16 protein-coding genes and 3 tRNA genes are annotated in these 15,380 nt (G+C 59.3%); 9 read left to right on the forward strand and 10 right to left on the reverse strand.

The window, feature by feature from the left end; all coding sequences use genetic code 11:
* The first annotated feature begins 72 nt into the window (after nucleotides 1-72).
* From I5P96_RS03855 to I5P96_RS03875, 5 genes are all read left to right on the forward strand, one after another.
* Nucleotides 73-288 (forward strand): hypothetical protein, encoded by a 216-nt coding sequence (locus I5P96_RS03855; protein WP_097791897.1) that lies wholly within the window; start codon nucleotides 73-75, stop codon nucleotides 286-288.
* Between the two features lie 72 nt (nucleotides 289-360).
* Nucleotides 361-747 (forward strand): hypothetical protein, encoded by a 387-nt coding sequence (locus tag I5P96_RS03860; RefSeq protein ID WP_223383254.1) that lies wholly within the window; start codon nucleotides 361-363, stop codon nucleotides 745-747.
* 13 nt (nucleotides 748-760) lie between these two features.
* Nucleotides 761-2,653: a hypothetical protein gene (locus tag I5P96_RS03865; RefSeq protein ID WP_223383255.1), complete on the forward strand. Its 1,893-nt coding sequence runs from the start codon at nucleotides 761-763 to the stop codon at nucleotides 2,651-2,653.
* 4 nt (nucleotides 2,654-2,657) lie between these two features.
* On the forward strand, nucleotides 2,658-2,846 hold the full coding sequence (locus I5P96_RS03870) for a hypothetical protein (RefSeq protein ID WP_097791894.1): 189 nt from the start codon (nucleotides 2,658-2,660) through the stop codon (nucleotides 2,844-2,846).
* A 13-nt stretch (nucleotides 2,847-2,859) separates the two neighbouring features.
* Nucleotides 2,860-4,146, forward strand: coding sequence for a cell envelope biogenesis protein TolA (locus I5P96_RS03875; protein WP_223383256.1), 1,287 nt, complete (start codon nucleotides 2,860-2,862; stop codon nucleotides 4,144-4,146).
* A gap of 408 nt (nucleotides 4,147-4,554) precedes the next feature.
* On the opposite strand, the gene I5P96_RS03880 is transcribed toward I5P96_RS03875, so the two are convergent.
* From I5P96_RS03880 to I5P96_RS03895, 4 genes are all read right to left on the reverse strand, one after another.
* A tRNA-His gene (locus tag I5P96_RS03880) sits at nucleotides 4,555-4,628 on the reverse strand.
* A 7-nt stretch (nucleotides 4,629-4,635) separates the two neighbouring features.
* Nucleotides 4,636-4,709 (reverse strand) — tRNA-Arg (locus I5P96_RS03885).
* A 146-nt stretch (nucleotides 4,710-4,855) separates the two neighbouring features.
* Nucleotides 4,856-5,395, reverse strand: a complete 540-nt coding sequence (locus I5P96_RS03890; RefSeq protein ID WP_223383257.1) for a phosphatase PAP2 family protein — start codon at nucleotides 5,393-5,395, stop codon at nucleotides 4,856-4,858.
* 18 nt (nucleotides 5,396-5,413) lie between these two features.
* Entirely contained in the window at nucleotides 5,414-5,977 is a 564-nt protein-coding gene (locus I5P96_RS03895) for a DUF1643 domain-containing protein (protein ID WP_223383258.1), read from the reverse strand.
* A gap of 179 nt (nucleotides 5,978-6,156) precedes the next feature.
* Here I5P96_RS03895 and I5P96_RS03900 point away from each other — a divergent pair, with 179 nt between their 5' ends.
* From I5P96_RS03900 to I5P96_RS03910, 3 genes are read left to right on the forward strand one after another with little or no spacing between them, the layout of a single operon-like run.
* Nucleotides 6,157-8,082, forward strand: coding sequence for a BMP family ABC transporter substrate-binding protein (locus I5P96_RS03900; protein ID WP_223383260.1), 1,926 nt, complete (start codon nucleotides 6,157-6,159; stop codon nucleotides 8,080-8,082).
* 36 nt (nucleotides 8,083-8,118) lie between these two features.
* A complete protein-coding gene (locus I5P96_RS03905; protein WP_223383262.1) occupies nucleotides 8,119-8,781 on the forward strand; it encodes a metallophosphoesterase in 663 nt (220 codons plus the stop codon).
* A 16-nt stretch (nucleotides 8,782-8,797) separates the two neighbouring features.
* Nucleotides 8,798-10,294 (forward strand): carboxypeptidase M32, encoded by a 1,497-nt coding sequence (locus I5P96_RS03910; RefSeq protein WP_223383268.1) that lies wholly within the window; start codon nucleotides 8,798-8,800, stop codon nucleotides 10,292-10,294.
* 106 nt (nucleotides 10,295-10,400) lie between these two features.
* Here the strand turns inward: I5P96_RS03910 and I5P96_RS03915 are convergent, their stop codons facing one another.
* On the reverse strand, nucleotides 10,401-10,730 hold the full coding sequence (locus I5P96_RS03915) for a DUF6465 family protein (RefSeq protein ID WP_097793145.1): 330 nt from the start codon (nucleotides 10,728-10,730) through the stop codon (nucleotides 10,401-10,403).
* Nucleotides 10,731-10,914: 184 nt separating this feature from the next.
* On the reverse strand, nucleotides 10,915-11,394 hold the full coding sequence (locus I5P96_RS03920; protein WP_223383269.1) for a hypothetical protein: 480 nt from the start codon (nucleotides 11,392-11,394) through the stop codon (nucleotides 10,915-10,917).
* Nucleotides 11,395-11,741: 347 nt separating this feature from the next.
* On the opposite strand from I5P96_RS03920, the gene I5P96_RS03925 reads away from it, so the two are divergent.
* Nucleotides 11,742-11,820, forward strand: a tRNA-Leu gene (locus I5P96_RS03925).
* 62 nt (nucleotides 11,821-11,882) lie between these two features.
* On the opposite strand, the gene I5P96_RS03930 is transcribed toward I5P96_RS03925, so the two are convergent.
* The 4 genes from I5P96_RS03930 to I5P96_RS03945 all read right to left on the reverse strand — a co-directional run bounded on the left by I5P96_RS03930 (nucleotide 11,883) and on the right by I5P96_RS03945 (nucleotide 15,335).
* Nucleotides 11,883-13,379: a tyrosine-type recombinase/integrase gene (locus I5P96_RS03930; protein ID WP_097775163.1), complete on the reverse strand. Its 1,497-nt coding sequence runs from the start codon at nucleotides 13,377-13,379 to the stop codon at nucleotides 11,883-11,885.
* A gap of 2 nt (nucleotides 13,380-13,381) precedes the next feature.
* Complete coding sequence (locus I5P96_RS03935) at nucleotides 13,382-13,747, reverse strand: helix-turn-helix domain-containing protein (protein ID WP_113993110.1); 366 nt, start codon at nucleotides 13,745-13,747, stop codon at nucleotides 13,382-13,384.
* A gap of 113 nt (nucleotides 13,748-13,860) precedes the next feature.
* The gene (locus I5P96_RS03940; RefSeq protein WP_097775162.1) at nucleotides 13,861-14,670 is read right to left on the reverse strand and encodes a DUF6551 family protein; all 810 of its coding nucleotides are present in this window, start codon (nucleotides 14,668-14,670) and stop codon (nucleotides 13,861-13,863) included.
* Nucleotides 14,661-15,335, reverse strand: coding sequence for a type II toxin-antitoxin system PemK/MazF family toxin (locus I5P96_RS03945; protein WP_223383271.1), 675 nt, complete (start codon nucleotides 15,333-15,335; stop codon nucleotides 14,661-14,663). Before I5P96_RS03945 ends, I5P96_RS03940 begins: the two co-directional genes overlap by 10 nt.
* Between the last annotated feature and the right edge of the window lie 45 nt (nucleotides 15,336-15,380).

A 15,380-nucleotide genomic window follows, 5' to 3' on the forward strand; every position in this document is an offset into this window, starting at 1 on the left:
CTGCGGGACGAGAAAAACGCAAGATACAAAAAACAGGCGGGCCCTGCGGACGGAGGGCAGAAAGGAGTTTCTATGAGCGAGAAAAAGGCAGTGCGCATCAAGCTGTTCAAGGACAACAGCCGCTATAAGGAGGACCTGTTCGTCAGCGTCAACGGCGTGAACTACAAGATCCGCCGGGGCGTGGAGGTGGAGGTCCCGCCCGAAGTGGCGGAGGTGCTGGAACACAGCCAGATGCAGGACGAGCGGACGGCTGCCCGCATCGCGGCAGCTGAAAACGCGGCCCAGTGACCTGAGAAAACAGCGGCCCGGCCGGGAACATCGCCCTGCCGGGCTTTTTTCAAAAACGAAAGGAGTTTTGCAATGACGGTAGAACAGGCATTGGCGCGCGCACGGGAGCTGCGGCCGGGATGCAAGATCTCGGACGAGACCTGCCGCCGCTGGCTCTGCGAAGAAGATGCGCTGCTGCGCCAGCAGCTGTTTGAGAAGAGCGGGGCCGACGAATACGCCGCCGCAGGGGCCGACCTCGCGTGGAGCGGGGAGGCGCTGCCCGACGACACGGTGCTGCTGGTGCCGGTGCCCTTTGATGCGCTGTATCCGCACGTTCTGTGCGCCCGCATTGATGCGGCTCTGGGCGAGACCGACCGCTATGCCGGGGAGCAGGCCCAGTGCAGCGGCCTGCTGAGCGAACTGGCTGTCTGGCTGCGGCAGAAGCACCCGCCCCGCTGCCGGGCGCAGTGGCGCTGGTGAGGAGGTGGACGCGATGAGCGGAACGAGCCGTGCGGCGGCAGCGACCAGCCGCACCCTGCTGCGGGCCTTTGGCGGCCTGAATGAGACGTACAGCTGCACCGAGGCCGAGGCGGGCAGCAGCAAAAATTTCAGCAGCCGGGACTTCCCGGCGCTGAGCACCCGCATCCCCCGCCGCAGGCTGCGGAGCGTCGTGCAGATGAACGGCATCTACCACCTGAACGGTCTGCTGGTGGCGGCGGGGAAGAACCTCATTTACAACTCGGATGAGACCCCGCAGGAGGCCGAGTTTTTCTGGAATGCGGTGGCGGACAGCAAAAAGAAGATGGTGGGCATGGGCACCAAGGTCATCATCTTCCCGGATAAGATCGCCTTTGACACGCGGGACCGTTCGGTGACGAAGCTCGGCGCCGTGTGGGACAGCGGCGGTGCCGATGTGGTGCTGACCCCCTGCGATGCGTCCGGCAAGACCTATACCGTTTCCGGCAAGGGCACAAAGGAGCCGGAAAATCCGGCGGACGGGCAGCTGTTCCTCAAGGTGAACAACATCCAGAAGCCGTACAGCAGCGAGAGCGTGCTGGAAGTCTACAACGAGGCTTCGGGCAACTGGTCGGCCATCGAGCTGAAGTGGTGCCGGATCGAGGCGGTCGGCATCGGGAAAGACTTTGCCATCTGGGATACCGTGACGGTGAGCGGCGTGGAGGACGGCGATGACCTGCACTGGAAGGAGCTGAAAGGAGACCGCATCGTCACGGCGCGCGGCGACGACTGGGTGCAGGTGCAGGCCGAGCCGGGCGGCGATTATTTCTACGGGACCCTGACCAAGGGCCGGGAGATGCTCCGCTGGACCGGCATCGACGGCAAAGGCGCGACGATGGAAGGGAACACCGATGCCTTCCGGCTGGAGCGCCGGGTGCCGGACCTGGACTATCTGACCGAGTGCGACAACCGGCTGTGGGGCTGCGCGCAGAATGAGAACGTCATCTACGGCTGCAAGCTGGGCGACCCTACCAACTGGTTCTCCTACCGCGGCATCGCGGAGGACAGCTATGCGGTCACGGTGGGCAGCGACGGGCCGTTTACCGGCGCGGCTACCTGCCTGGGGTCGGTGCTGTTCTTCAAGGAGAACGCTCTGCACAAGCTCTACGGCTCCAAGCCGTCGGATTTCCAGCTCAGCTCCCTTCGCTGCCGTGGGGTGGCCCGGAACGCGGCCAGCAGCCTCTGCGTGCTGAACGAGACACTTTACTATCTCTCGCCGGACGGTGTGATGGCCTGGGACGGGAGCATCCCCACCAAGGTGTCTGAAAAACTGAACACGGCCCGGCTCTCCAACGTGCAGACGGCGGTGGGCGGTGCGCTGGATGGCCGCTATTACCTCTATCTGGCGCGGGACAGTGGCCGGGAAGGAGACGCGCTCGAAGAGCGGCTCCTCGTCTACGACACCGAGCGTGGCCTCTGGCAGGAGGAAGACGGCTGCTCCTACGCCATGGCCAGCACCGGCGGGCAGCTCTACCTCTGGGATGGGCACGACATCTGGGCCGCCGACCCCAGCCGTGAACGGGACTGGAAGACCACCGAGGGCGTGGAAGAGACGGTGGACTTTGAACTCATCACGGGTGCGTTCGGGATGGACGCGGCCGAGGACCGGTATCTCTCCCGGCTGACGCTCCAGATGGATGCCGTATGTGCCAGCACCGTGGAGCTGGCGATCTGCTACGACGACGGCCCCTGGGAGAAGCTGGCACAATGGGCCGTGGCCGGGAAGCAGAAGCGGTTCGACCTGCACCTTGCGCCCCGCCGCTGCGGCATGTTCCGGCTGCGGCTGACCGGCAAAGGGCAGATCACCCTGCGCAGTCTGGCGCGCACCCTTGCGACGGCGCGGGGCAGACTGATGGAACAGGAGGCATGAAAGGATGGCAAGCATTTCGGGCCTGAGCAAGCTGGGCCTGCCGAAGCTGAGTGAGAAGATGGACCCGGAGGATGCCCGCGCACTGCGGAACTACCTCTACCAGATGCAGGAGCAGCTGCAATACGTTCTGAGCAATCTGGACGTGGAGAACGTCTCGGACGAGCTGGGGGCCAAGCTGCGGAAACTGCAGTAAGAAAGGAGACTCTATGGCAAGCGACAAGAAAAAGAACTACTCCACCGAGGGGCTGAACAGCCGCCAGGAGGTGCAGGATGCACTGGCGTCGGCGGGGTATCAGCCCTCTGAGCAGGTGACGAAAGCAGAAGCAGCCCTGAAAGCGCAGCAGAGCGCTGCCCCCGGCGACTACCAGAGCCGGTATCAGGACCAGATCGACCGCACCCTGAACGACCTGAACGCGCGGAGAGCGTTCCACTACAACTACGCGCAGGACCCGCTGTATCAGCAGTATGCGCAGGCGTACACCCAGAACGCCCACAACGCCAGCGCCGATGCTGCCGCACAGGCCGCTGCGCTGACGGGCGGCTACGGCTCCAGCTATGCGGCCAGCGTAGCCCAGCAGGCCTACCAGCAGCAGATCGGGGCGTTGAATCAGGCCATCCCGACGCTGTATCAGCTGGCGCTGGACACCTACGACAGCGGCGGCGATGCACTGGTCTCCCAGCTGGACCAGCTCAACACGCAGGAGCAGAACGCGCAGGGGCTGTATCAGCAGAAACTTTCGGACTATTACACCCGGCTGGAACAGCTGGGCAACGCCTACAACACGGCCTATCAGCAGGACTACGGCCAGTATCAGGACTACCTGAGCCGTCTGGACACCCTGTATGGCAACTACGCCGCGCAGGAGCAGGAGGCCGCTGCCCAGAAGCAGCAGCGGTTCAACAATGCGGTCACGGTGCTGGGCCTCATCGGCGACGCGGTGCAGATCGCGCTTTCCGGTACCACGGGCCTCGGCTCGCTGGCGGGGTCGCTCGTGAACACCGGGTACAACATCTACGCGAACAACCGTGCCTATGAGGCAGACCGTGCGGATACGGCCTGGAACCAGCAGATGCAGGAAAAGCAGGTCCAGAACGCGCAGGCGCAGCAGAAGTACGACAACGACTTTGCGCAGCAGCAGTATCAGGATAAGCTCCGCCAGCAGCAGTTCAATAATCAGGTGACCAGCGAAAAGTTGAACATCGCCAAGGGCGAATGGGCCCTCAAGCAGTCCAAGGCGGCCCAGCAGGCCCAGAAAGCCAGCGCGGCAGCGGCCCAGAGAGCGGCAGCAGCGGGGGCTTCGGGCACGTCGGGTCCGGGCAGCGGGAACCTGAACGTGGGCAAGAGCGGTGTGCTGGGCAGCACGGCGGTGCCCTACACCGCCGCCCGCCTGCGCAGCCAGGGCCGGAGCGATGCCGCCATCCGGACGGAGCTGCTGAAGGAAGGCTACAGCAGCAAAGAAGTCGGGGAGATCATGAAGCAGCTCAACAGCTGAAAAAACCAGCCGCAGCGCAGAAGTGGGGGCTTCTGTGCTGCGGCTGGGGTCGTTTTGGAACGGTGAAAGCAGAAAAACGCGGGGCCGTGCTGTTCGAGTCCCACAAGGCACGGAATGCGGAGCCACGGTAGACATTCCTAGTGGTCTAGGACCCGCGGGCTAAGCGACAGCCCGCAGGGCTGATCGCTTACGGTGCTTACGCACCGCCGCCCTGTTCGAGTCCCACAAGGCACGGAATGTGGAGCCACGGTAGACATTCCTGGTGGTCCAGGACCCGCGCACTAACAAACAGCCCACTGGGCTGTTTGTTACCCCGCCGCTGGCGGGGCCGTGCTGTTCGAGTCCCACAGAGAAACATGAAAGAAAAAAGACCAAGAATCGTTTGATTCTTGGTCTTTTTGATGAGAGGGTGCCTTGTGGGACTCGAACCCACGGTCTCCAGATCCACAATCTGGCGCGTTAACCGACTACGCTAAAGGCACCACATAATGCGCCCGAAGGGACTCGAACCCCCGGCCCACTGCTTAGAAGGCAGTTGCTCTATCCACCTGAGCTACGGGCGCACGTTGTTATCCCATTGGGTTCCTTATCTTGGGCAGGCCACCGTCGGAGGCGGGCTGCGAGAAGTATAATACCATACCCATCGGGTTCTGTCAAGCAAAAAAGTGGATTTTTTTGAAATTTTTCGGCCGGGCGGGTCGAGCAGCTCTCAGAGCAGCCGCATTCCGACGATGCCAAGCGAAAAACCGAGCAGGGCACCGGCGATGACGTCGCGCGGGAAATGCACCCCGGCCAGCACCCGCAGCACACAGATGGCCACGGTGACAGCGACCATGACGCCGCCGACCGCCGGATAAAAAGAGAGCCACACGGCTGCCAGCACGGCCGCGCTCAGCGCGTGGCGGGAAGGGAAGGATTGGCCGCGGGTCTCCTTTTCCACCAGCGGGGTGAAGCCGGGCTGCTCATACGGGCGGGGAAAGTTGAGCTTTTTGCGCAGCAGGGTGCCGCCCAGAAAGACGAACCCCGGTACCAGAATGGCGCGGGCGATGCACTGCATGAAATCGAGGGCGGTCTGGTCCAGCCCGCCCCGCAGCAGCCGGAACCATTGGAGGTTCAGCAGCACCAGCAGCACCGGGTAGCAGACGAACGGCACCGCCGGGAGCCAGTGGTTCAGCAGGATGACGAGCCGCTTTGCCGCCGGGTGGGCGTTCAGCCAGTGCAGGATTTTCTGATAGCGTTCCGGTGTCATGGTGCAGGCCTCCCTTGGTCAGAAACAGGTGTCGAGATATTCTTCCACATCGAACGGCTCCGGGGTGGAATCCTTGCGCAGGTAGAGCGGGTGGTGGGGGTGGCCCTTCTTGCTCCGCTTGCCGAAGGTGACCCACGGGATCTCCCGCTCACGGGTCAGGGCCACCATCTCCCGCATCAGGCCGGGCAGGTAATCCCGCTTTTCGATCAGGGTGCCCCAGGCCGCCCACATGGTCGGCTCGGTCTCGGCCAGCACGGCCCGGAGCCAGCGCAGGTTCTCGTCGCAGAGGGCGCGGTCGGGGACCTTGTCCATATCGTTGGGGTCGGTGGCACGCTGGGGGTAGACGTTGAACATGATCCAGCTGTCGAAGCCGTTGGCATTGGCCAGCCGTTCCACGCTTTTCAGGGTGGGGTCCAGTGCGCCGGGCTGCGCGGTGCTGGGGTTGATGCCGATGCAGACCAGCGGGTGTCTGCCCACCCGGCCCAGCACATAGCGGTAGGGCAGGTAGGTGTGGGGCTCATAATACCAGATGCCGCCGGGGTATTCGCCTGCTTCCAGACGGGGAAGCTGTTCCGTTTGCATAGTCATTACCTCTCAAAATACGCTCTTCCTTTCTATCGTACCTGAAAATTTGACTGAAATCAACTCCTTCGTGGGAGAAAATCTCCCACAAACCCAAATTTCATGGTATACTGTGTTTGGAGCCGTGTATGCTCCAAAGAGTGGAAGAAACCCTTCATTTCCCTGGAAGGAGTCTTGCTATGCTAGAAGATTACAGAAATGCGCTGCGTGCGGGCCAGCGTGCATACCGTGCCTGCGTCGCGCGGGGGCAGTCGCCTTATCTGAAAGTCCTGGATGAGATCCTGAACGGTGTGGACATCGTGGCGCAGGAGCCGCTGGGGCTGGTGGACATCCCTGCCGAGAGCATCGTGGGCACCAAGACCAGCGGCCGCCACACGGCGTTTGCCGCCAACTTCATGCCCCTGCTGGATGATGACACCGAGTTCGCCGCCAAGTGGTCGAACCTCTGCGATGCCCATCTGGAAGAGGGCATCCATACCCCCATCATCGCCTACGAATACCTGAACCGGTTCTATGTGCAGGAGGGCAACAAGCGGGTGTCCGTCCTCAAATATTATGAGGCTGTCACCGTCCCCGGCACCGTGACCCGGCTCATCCCGGCCCGGAACGATACGCTGGAAAATAAGATCTACTACGAATTTCTCGATTTTTACAAACTGTCCAAGGTGAACAACGTGCGCTTCTCCAAACTGGGCGGCTATGCAAAATTGCAGACTTTGGTCTGCAAGGCGTCGGGCGAAGCCTGGACGGACGACGACCGGCTGAATTTTTCGTCGCTCTACACCATGTTCAGCCAGCAGTTCTATGCGCTGGGTGGTTCGGCGCTGGACCTGACGCCGGGTGACGCCCTGCTGGTCTACCTTTCGGTCTACCGCTATTCGGACGCCTGCCAGTCCACCCCGGCGCAGGTGCGGGAGAACCTCTCCAAGCTGTGGGATGAGATTAGAATCCTGACCGAGCCTCACGCGGTAACGCTCTCGCTGGAGCCGAACCCCGCCAGCGAGCCGCTGCTGAGCAAGCTGAATATCTTCAGCCAGAAGCCCAGCCAGCTCAAGGTGGTCTTCCTGCACGAATACAACGCCAAAACGAGCGCCTGGGTGCGCGGCCACGAAAAGGGCATCGAGGCCCTCAAGGCAGAATTTGGCGACCGGCTCGTCATCACCAACCGGGAAAACGTGTCCCCGGAGGTGGATGCGGAACAGATCCTGGAAGAAGTGGCCCACGACAATGCGGATGTGGTGTTCACCACCAGCATCCGGATGCGGCCTGCCTGCCTGAAGGTGGCGGCCCAGCACCCGAAGACCAAGATCCTGAACTGCTGCCTGAACACCCCGCACCCGCTGGTGCGCACCTACTACCCGCGCACCTTTGAGGTGAACTACCTGCTGGGGATGCTGGCGGGTATCCTTTCCAAGACAGACCGGGTGGGCTATGTGGCCGCGAACCCGGTGTACGGCATCCCGGCGGCGGTCAACGCCTTTGCGCGCGGGATGCGGGCCGTCCGGCCGGACGGCCATGTGGTGCTCCGCTGGGCCTGTGTGCCGGTGGAGGGCCAGCCGCTGGATTTCTCCGACCGGGAGGACATCACCCTGCTCTACGCCCGCAGCAGCAATGAACCGGCGGACAGCAACCGCGACTTCGGCCTCTGCCGCCGCCTGCCGGACGGCAGCCTGAAGCCGGTGGCGCTGCCGGTGTGGAAGTGGGAGACCTTCTACATCGGCATCATCCGTTCGGTCTTCAATGGCACCTGGGGCAGCGAGGCCAGCGGCAAGGCAGTCAACTACTGGTGGGGCCTGCAGAGCGATGCCGAGCGGGTGGACTATTATGAAGAGCTGGCCGGCGGCACCCGCCAGCTGCTGAACATCATCGAGGAGAACCTGCGCAAGCATGAGCTGGCCATCTTCCCGTCGGGCGGGCTGTATGCGCAGGGGCATGTGAAAATGGTGCCGCAGGGGGATACCTACACGCCCAAAGAGCTGATGGAAATGGACTGGCTGGGCGAATGCGTGGAAGGCGCACTGCCGCTCTACGAAGACCTCGACGTCAAAACGCGCGGCCTGATGGAGATCAATGGTCTGGGCAGCCTGAAAGGGATGCCGCTGTAACGAGCAAAAAATTCAACAGAATGGAGCATTGCGGACGTGAAGATACTTGCGATTTCGGATACCCCCTCCAAAGCACTGTGGGATTACTGCACACGGGAGCGGCTGCAGGGGATCGACCTGATCCTTTCCTGCGGCGACCTGCCCAAGAAATACCTGGAATACCTGACGAATTTCACCTCGGCCCCGATCTTATACGTGCACGGCAACCATGACGGCAGCTACCGCCACGGCGAGCCGGGCGGCTGCATCTGCGTGGACGATGAGGTCTACGTCTGGAAAGGGCTGCGCATCATGGGGCTGGGCGGCTGCATCCGCTACAACCGGGACGAGGATGCCTACCAGTACACCGAGCGGGAGATGCGCCGCCGGGTGCGGAAGCTCTGGTTCAAGGCCCACCGCGCGGGCGGCATCGACCTGCTGCTGACCCATGCCCCGGCAGGCGGCCTGAACGATGGCTTTGACAAGGCCCACAAGGGGTTCGACTGCTTCAATGACCTGCTGGAAGAATACCAGCCCAGGTGGTTCGTGCACGGCCATATCCACCTGAGTTATGATGCAAAGCTGCCCCGCGTATGCAGCTGCGGACGCACGACGGTCATCAATGCGACCGAGCGGTATGAGTTCGAGATCCCGGACCCGGACCCGCAGGCCCGGCGCAGATTTTTCTGGAAAAATCCCGCCTTCCCGACGGAAGAATGAAAAAAGGAGAAGCCCTATGGAACAAACGGAACGACTGGCCCGCCTTGACGCATTGCAAAAGAAACTCTATGCCTATGCCTGCGCGGAGAACTCCCTCTATCTGGACGCCGTGACGGTGGCCCCGAAGAATACCGCCGAGGGCCGGGGCGTGGCTCTCGGCATCCTGGCCGGAGAGCACCAGAAGCTGTTGACCGACCCGGAGACGAAGCGCCTGCTGGATGAACTGGCTGCGGCGTCCGGCTCGCTCGATGCCCTCCACAAGCGCGAGGTGGAGCTGCTGCGCCGCGAGAGCGGGAAACTGGCCCGCATCCCGGCGGACGAGTATATGGCCTACACCGAGCTGACCAACCGCGCCAGCGATGTGTGGCACAAGGCCAAGGAGAACGATGATTTTGCTTCGTTCTGCCCCGTTTTGCAGGAGCTTGTGGATTACAACCGGAAATTTGCGGGCTACTACGATGCAGCCAAGGCTCCCTACGACGCCTTGCTGAACGAGTATGAGCGCGGGGTGGACACCCGGCAGCTGGACGCCTTCTTTGAGACGCTGCGGGATGGCATCGTGCCGCTTGTCCGGGCCATCAGCGAGAAGCCCCCGGTCGATGACCGCTTCCTGCATCTGGAATATCCGGTGGAGCGGCAGAAGGCCTTTGCCGACTACATCATGGAGGTCATGGGCATCGACCGCGGCCACTGCGGCCTCGGTGAGACCGAGCATCCCTTCACGCTGGAGTTCAATAACAAGGATGTCCGCATCACCACCCATTACGATCTGCACAACGTGGCCTCGTCGATGTACTCTGTTCTCCACGAGGGCGGCCATGCGCTGTACGAGCTGGGCATCCGGGACGACTTGCAGTACACCTGCCTGGCCGGCGGCGTCAGCATGGGCGTCCACGAGAGCCAGTCCCGCTTTTACGAGAACCTCATCGGGCGTTCCCGCGCGTTCCTTGAGGCCATCTACCCCAGGGTGCAGGCGTTCTTCCCGGAGCAGCTGGGCGGGGTGAGCGCCGAGCAGTTCTACCGGGCCGTGAACAAGGTAGAGCCGAGCCTTATCCGCACCGAGTCGGACGAGCTGACCTACTGCCTGCATATCATGGTGCGGTACGAGATTGAAAAACAGCTCATCGGCGGTACGCTGCGGGCAGAGGAAGTCCCGGCCGAGTGGGCCCGCCTGTATCGGGAATATCTGGGCGTGGAGGTCCCCAATGACCGGGAGGGCTGCCTGCAGGACAGCCATTGGTCCGGCGGCTCCTTCGGTTACTTCCCGTCGTACGCGCTGGGCAATGCCTACGGCGCGCAGATGCTCCGCAGGATGGAGCAGGCGTTCGATGTGTTCGGGCAGGTGGCAAAGGGCGACCTCTCCGGCGTGACCGGCTGGCTGCGGGAGCATGTGCACCAGTACGGCCAGCTGCTGGAACCGGCCGACGTGGTCCGGAATGCCTGCGGCACCCTTGACCCGCAGGTGTACCTCGATTACCTGACCCGAAAATACACAGAGCTGTACGCGCTGTAAGCTGTAAAAAACAAACACAAAAGCGGCACCGGATGCAGTTCCGATGCCGCTTTGTTGTTTCACAGTGGAGCCATCACAGTTGTGGGAACGGATGGGACACAGCCGCTCAGAGAGGGAGCTTGCCGCTGACTTTGTTCACGACGTAGTAAGCAGCTTCCTCTTCGGGCTTGATATACACCTTGCAGGACTGGACGCCGACCTTGTGGGTCAGGCGGTAATCGGCCTTGGCACGGTCCACCAGGTCGGTGATGTTGTACTGCTTGCCGCCGTGCTCAACGTAGACTTCCGGTGCCAGCGGCGGACGGCCGCGATGCGCCGTTTTGCCGGTCTTGGCAGTGGTTTTGGCGGCCTTGTCCGCTTTGGCCGTCTTACGCGCAGTCTTTTCCACAGCAGGAGCGTCTGCGGCGGTGGAGACAACGTTTTTTTTCTCAGACATGGATTCAACCTTCTTTCTCAAAAATATCTGCGCTGTACACAGCGCTGGATGACCCCAATGAAAAGAATCGATTTCAAACGGTCACATATAATTATATAATAGTGACTTCGAAATCATTTGTAAAGAGGTTTTTCGAAAATAGGTCTGATTTCAGCAAGAATCTGCGTAAGAATCTGAAAAAGAATTACTCTTTGCATAGCTCTTCGGCACGGCGGACGATGGGGGAAAGCAGCGAAGAATCCCAATCTTCCGCAAGGGCAAATAGATCGTCACAGATCTCCTTCCGGATGCGGTCGGTGCTGCGCCGCTGGGCAAGTGTGAACAGCGCAGCCAGGAGCCGCAGCTTCAGGGTGCGAAGCTCCCCCGGTGCATCCCACAGCCGGGCCAGGTCGTAGTTGTCGGTGTTGCCGCAGCGCATGGTGCAGGTGGTGCAGTTGGGCGCGACCCGGTGCTTCTCGGTCTCGACGATGTCCTGCATCCGGCGCAGAGCGTCCTCGGCGGTGTCCGCCCTGGCCGCCTGCCGCAGCCCGGCGGCCAGAACGTGGTCGGTGTCTTCGGTCTTCGGTTCGTTGACGGTGGCGCGCGCCAGCCCGATCAGCGCACCCAGCAAACGGTCCCGCTGGCGCTGTGCAGCCGTCGCAGGAGCAGAAAGCAGTAAATCCATAGATCCTCCTTTTGATCGGGGAATTCTCCCCGGAATGGTGCATTCAGTATACACGAAAAAACCGAAGCTGACCAGAGATCGGGCCGTTTTGGAAAAAATATTTTTCCGGCTTGATTTTGCGGCAGAAATAGATTATAATATTACTGTTCTGTATGGAATCAGCCGGTGTGTCGGAATGGCAGACGAGGGGGACTCAAAATCCCCTTCGTGATTTTCCGTGTCTGTGCGAGAAATTCACGAGTGTACGTTGGGTTTTGAGGGTTTGTCGGAGCGAGATTTCTTACATCCCTCCTGAACATCCCTCCAATCTCCAGAAACCGGTACTAATGTCCCAAAATTGAATATAAGCCGATGTGGCGGAATGGCAGACGCAAACGACTCAAAATCGTTCGGGAAACCATGTGGGTTCGAGTCCCACCATCGGCACTTCATCATAAAACAGCTTAGGAACGAAAGATTTTAGGCTGTTTTTCTTTTTTGCCCATTTTTTATACTTTGGCGTTTTCTGGGAAGATATTGACGATTGCATTCGCCGAAGATACCTTACTGGAGAAATCCAGATGTGTATAAATGTTGCTTGTCGTGCTGATGTCGCTGTGCCCCAGCCACTCCTGAATCTCCTTCAGGCTCACGCCATTGGCATAGAGCAGACTGGCGCAGCTATGGCGCAGATCGTGAAAGCGGATACGCTTCATCTGGTGTGCGACCAGAAAATCCGGGAAATGTTGGCTCAGGAAATCGGGCCGAATCCGTTTTCCCATCGGGTCTACATAGATATAGTCAAGATAATCGGTGCAATAGCTTTTGCCGCAGACCTTCCGATTCTGCTCCTGCTCCTTTTTCATTTTATTGAGCATCTGCTCACAGGCAGGGATTAGGGGAAGTGTCCGGCAGCTCGACTTTGTTTTTGTCTTATCTCGTGCGATTTCTGTTAGCGTTCCGTTGACCTTTGCGGTCACAACCGTATGCTGAATGCTGATTTTCTTGTTTTCAAAGTCAATGGCATCCCATTTCAAGCCAACAACTTCACTGCGCCGCAGGCCGTAGAATGCAGCCATGATAACGCCAAACTCCGAAGGGTCACCTTGAATCGCTTTGAAAAGCTGCTCCAGTTCTTCACCACTGTAAATCTCCGACTTGAACTTTTCCTTACGAGGACGTTCAACGCGATCTGCCGGGTTGGAACGGATCATGCCGATTTGAAAAGCGTACTGCAAGCATTTGCGGATGTTGGCGTGATAGTGAATGACGGTGTTTGCCGTAAGGCCACGATCCAACTCATGCTGGTAGAAGTCTTGGATGTATTTGGGATGCTGTTCCATATCCTGCAATGTATAGTGGAGCGGTTCAAAATATGGGACGATCTTGTGAACGATTGCTCTTTCATAGCTGGTATAGGTTGTGATTTCCACTCGTGACTTCATCATTTTCAACCAGTCCGTGATGAAGTCGGTGAAAAGTACCGGGGAGTTATCAAGGCAGGGGTCAACTTCTTTGATGGGGCTGACCTTCAGCCAATTATTGTCAACGGCATATTGTAGGGCATCGGTCAACTCCTTGTGCCAATCCAGAAGCTGCTGTACACTGGCCTCCTCCTGCTGACGCTCATAGCGGAAGAACGTTTCCAGATCGCGCGGAGAGAGTGCTTTCAAAGACAGCCGCTTCTTTTCAAAGTATGGGACAACTACTCTTCCCAGATCATAAGCATATCTGCCATAGGTTTCGGGCGGAAGGTTCATCACGCTTTCCCGAAGCCAGCGGTTCAGATATTCCGATACCGGCAGGTCGGAAACCTGCTGCATCGTTTCAGGGTTAAACTCTTTTTGTGTTTTACGCAACAGAGATTCAGCTCTTTTTTTGTTTCCTTTAACAGGAAGTCCTGTGCTGATGGATTTGGTTCTGCGCTTTCCATCTGTGTCTTTCCAGCTCAGAATCATCTGATACATACCGTTTTGTTCTCTTAAATGTCCGGCCACATTTGTCATAGTTATGCTCCTTTCTGTTCGCAGCCAAACGTCCTTTGCTTAGGCATCATAAGTTTAGAAGATTCTGGAGTGTTTTGCAAGGATGGCACAAGGGAGTTTGAAAGGTGCATCCCTCCAAGTTGCCGATCCTGATCGAGCAGGTACTCTACCACGCAGAGTTTTGGTATCTTATAGCTGCGTCCTACACGCGCCGAGTGGATCTTATTCTGCTTGACCAACAGATACGCATTCTTCCGGCAGATGCCAAGCATTTCCTGAAGATGCTCCACCGTCACCACATCCGGGTAGTCCTTGAACATCGTCAGATACCTCTCCGTCTTTCGGTCAGGCTCTTCCTGAATCAAAGTGCAGGCTGCGATCTCGCTCATTCCTGTCCTCTCTTTCTAGTTCAATATGTCGATTATTCAGCAGAAAATACTATATGTAAAGTGTGATGGTCTTTTTCGGGGACCATCTCACTTGCCAAAGGAGATATTTGAGCTTAGAACTTCATCGGCAGTGCGTCTTTCCTGCACTTGCCGTTGTAGGTGGTGTAGATGGGGTAAACGTACCGCCGCCAGCCCGGAAGCTTGGCGGGGTTATCCCGGCTGACACGGTAGAGCTCCATGGGATGGACGCCGCTCAGCGCACGGACAAGCCGCTCCTCGCTGTACTGCCCATGATACAGCTGCACAAAGTACATCACGCCCCGCAGGACAGCCGCCCGGAAGGAATCCGGTTTGCCCTCCCACGCTTCCACGATGTGCCGCAGAGCTTCGCAGTAGATCTCTTCGCCCAGCTGGTCGTACAGCTTCAGCGCCGTGCCCACGCAGCCGATGCGGTAGTCGCTCAGCTGCATACTGTCGTAGTTGAGGGAAAGCCCCGCCCGGTTAGTGGCTGCGACAAACGCCTTGGAAGGCGCATCGCCGCCCACCACCTTGGCGCGCAGCTTGATGCCCGCCGACAGGGGTGCGGCGTGACCGTTCTGCTCGGCAAAGAGCAGGGCTTCCTGCTCCATCGTCAGACCGGTGTAGACCTTGCAGAGGATCGGGCGGTCCTCGCCGCCGTTGAGGAGGATGCAGCCCTCGATGGTGTGCTGCCCATCCATTACATAGTACCTGCCGTTGCGGAAGCTGACCTTCGGCTCGTTAACGATGTACTCGTTGAAGTCCCTTGCAATCAGCTCCACCCTCTTGCGCTCTACGCCCCGCTGGTAGATCTCGCGGGGATAGATCAGCTTGCTGCTGTGGATGACCGAAAGCTGGTACGGCGGGTTGATACCAATGAAAGTATTGTTGTCGTTCAGGCGCATCGCATTTCCTCCTTGATTCTCCAAATGTACTTCTCGGCTTCCTCTAAGATCTCAGTCACCTGCTGCTTCCGCTTCGGGCTGGTGAGCAGGCTGGGATTGAAGGTGAAGCTATATTCGAGCCGCTGGATCATGGCATGAACCGCGGATTGCAGTTCGGTGTACAGCATCATTTCCTCGATGCTTCCGGCGTTCTCAAAGGACGACCGGATGGGCGTATAGGGGTAGACAGGCGGTTTGCCATCCACCACCTCAGGCGGCGCATAAACCGCCGTAGAGCGCCGGATAGGCTCTATCTGCTGGATGCTGCCCATAGGGTTCAGCGCAAGGCTGATGCGAACCGCATCATCCACCCGGCGCATCTCCTCTGGGGTCAGATGCCCCAGATACTTCAGTGCCCGGCTTTTGTCGATGGTGAAGATCTGCTCTGCCTGCACAACGGACGGCATATTCAACCCTGCGTTTTCCAACAGGCAGTGGGTCGGCTGGTTTACTTTCTTTTCCGCCTTGCTTGTCATGGTCGCAACGATCAGGGTCGGAGAGTGATAATTGCCCACGTCATTCTGAAGAATGACCACCGGGCGGTCACCGTGCTGTTCCGAGCCGGTGCTCGCCCCGAAATGGGTGAAGAAGATGTCTCCGCGTTGGAATTTCCAGTTTTGCTGCAAAATTGTACCTCCATGTTGTTATGTGCAAAGCCCGCTGCCGGATGT

Source organism: Faecalibacterium prausnitzii, assembly GCF_019967995.1.
Lineage (GTDB): Bacteria > Bacillota > Clostridia > Oscillospirales > Ruminococcaceae > Faecalibacterium > Faecalibacterium prausnitzii_E.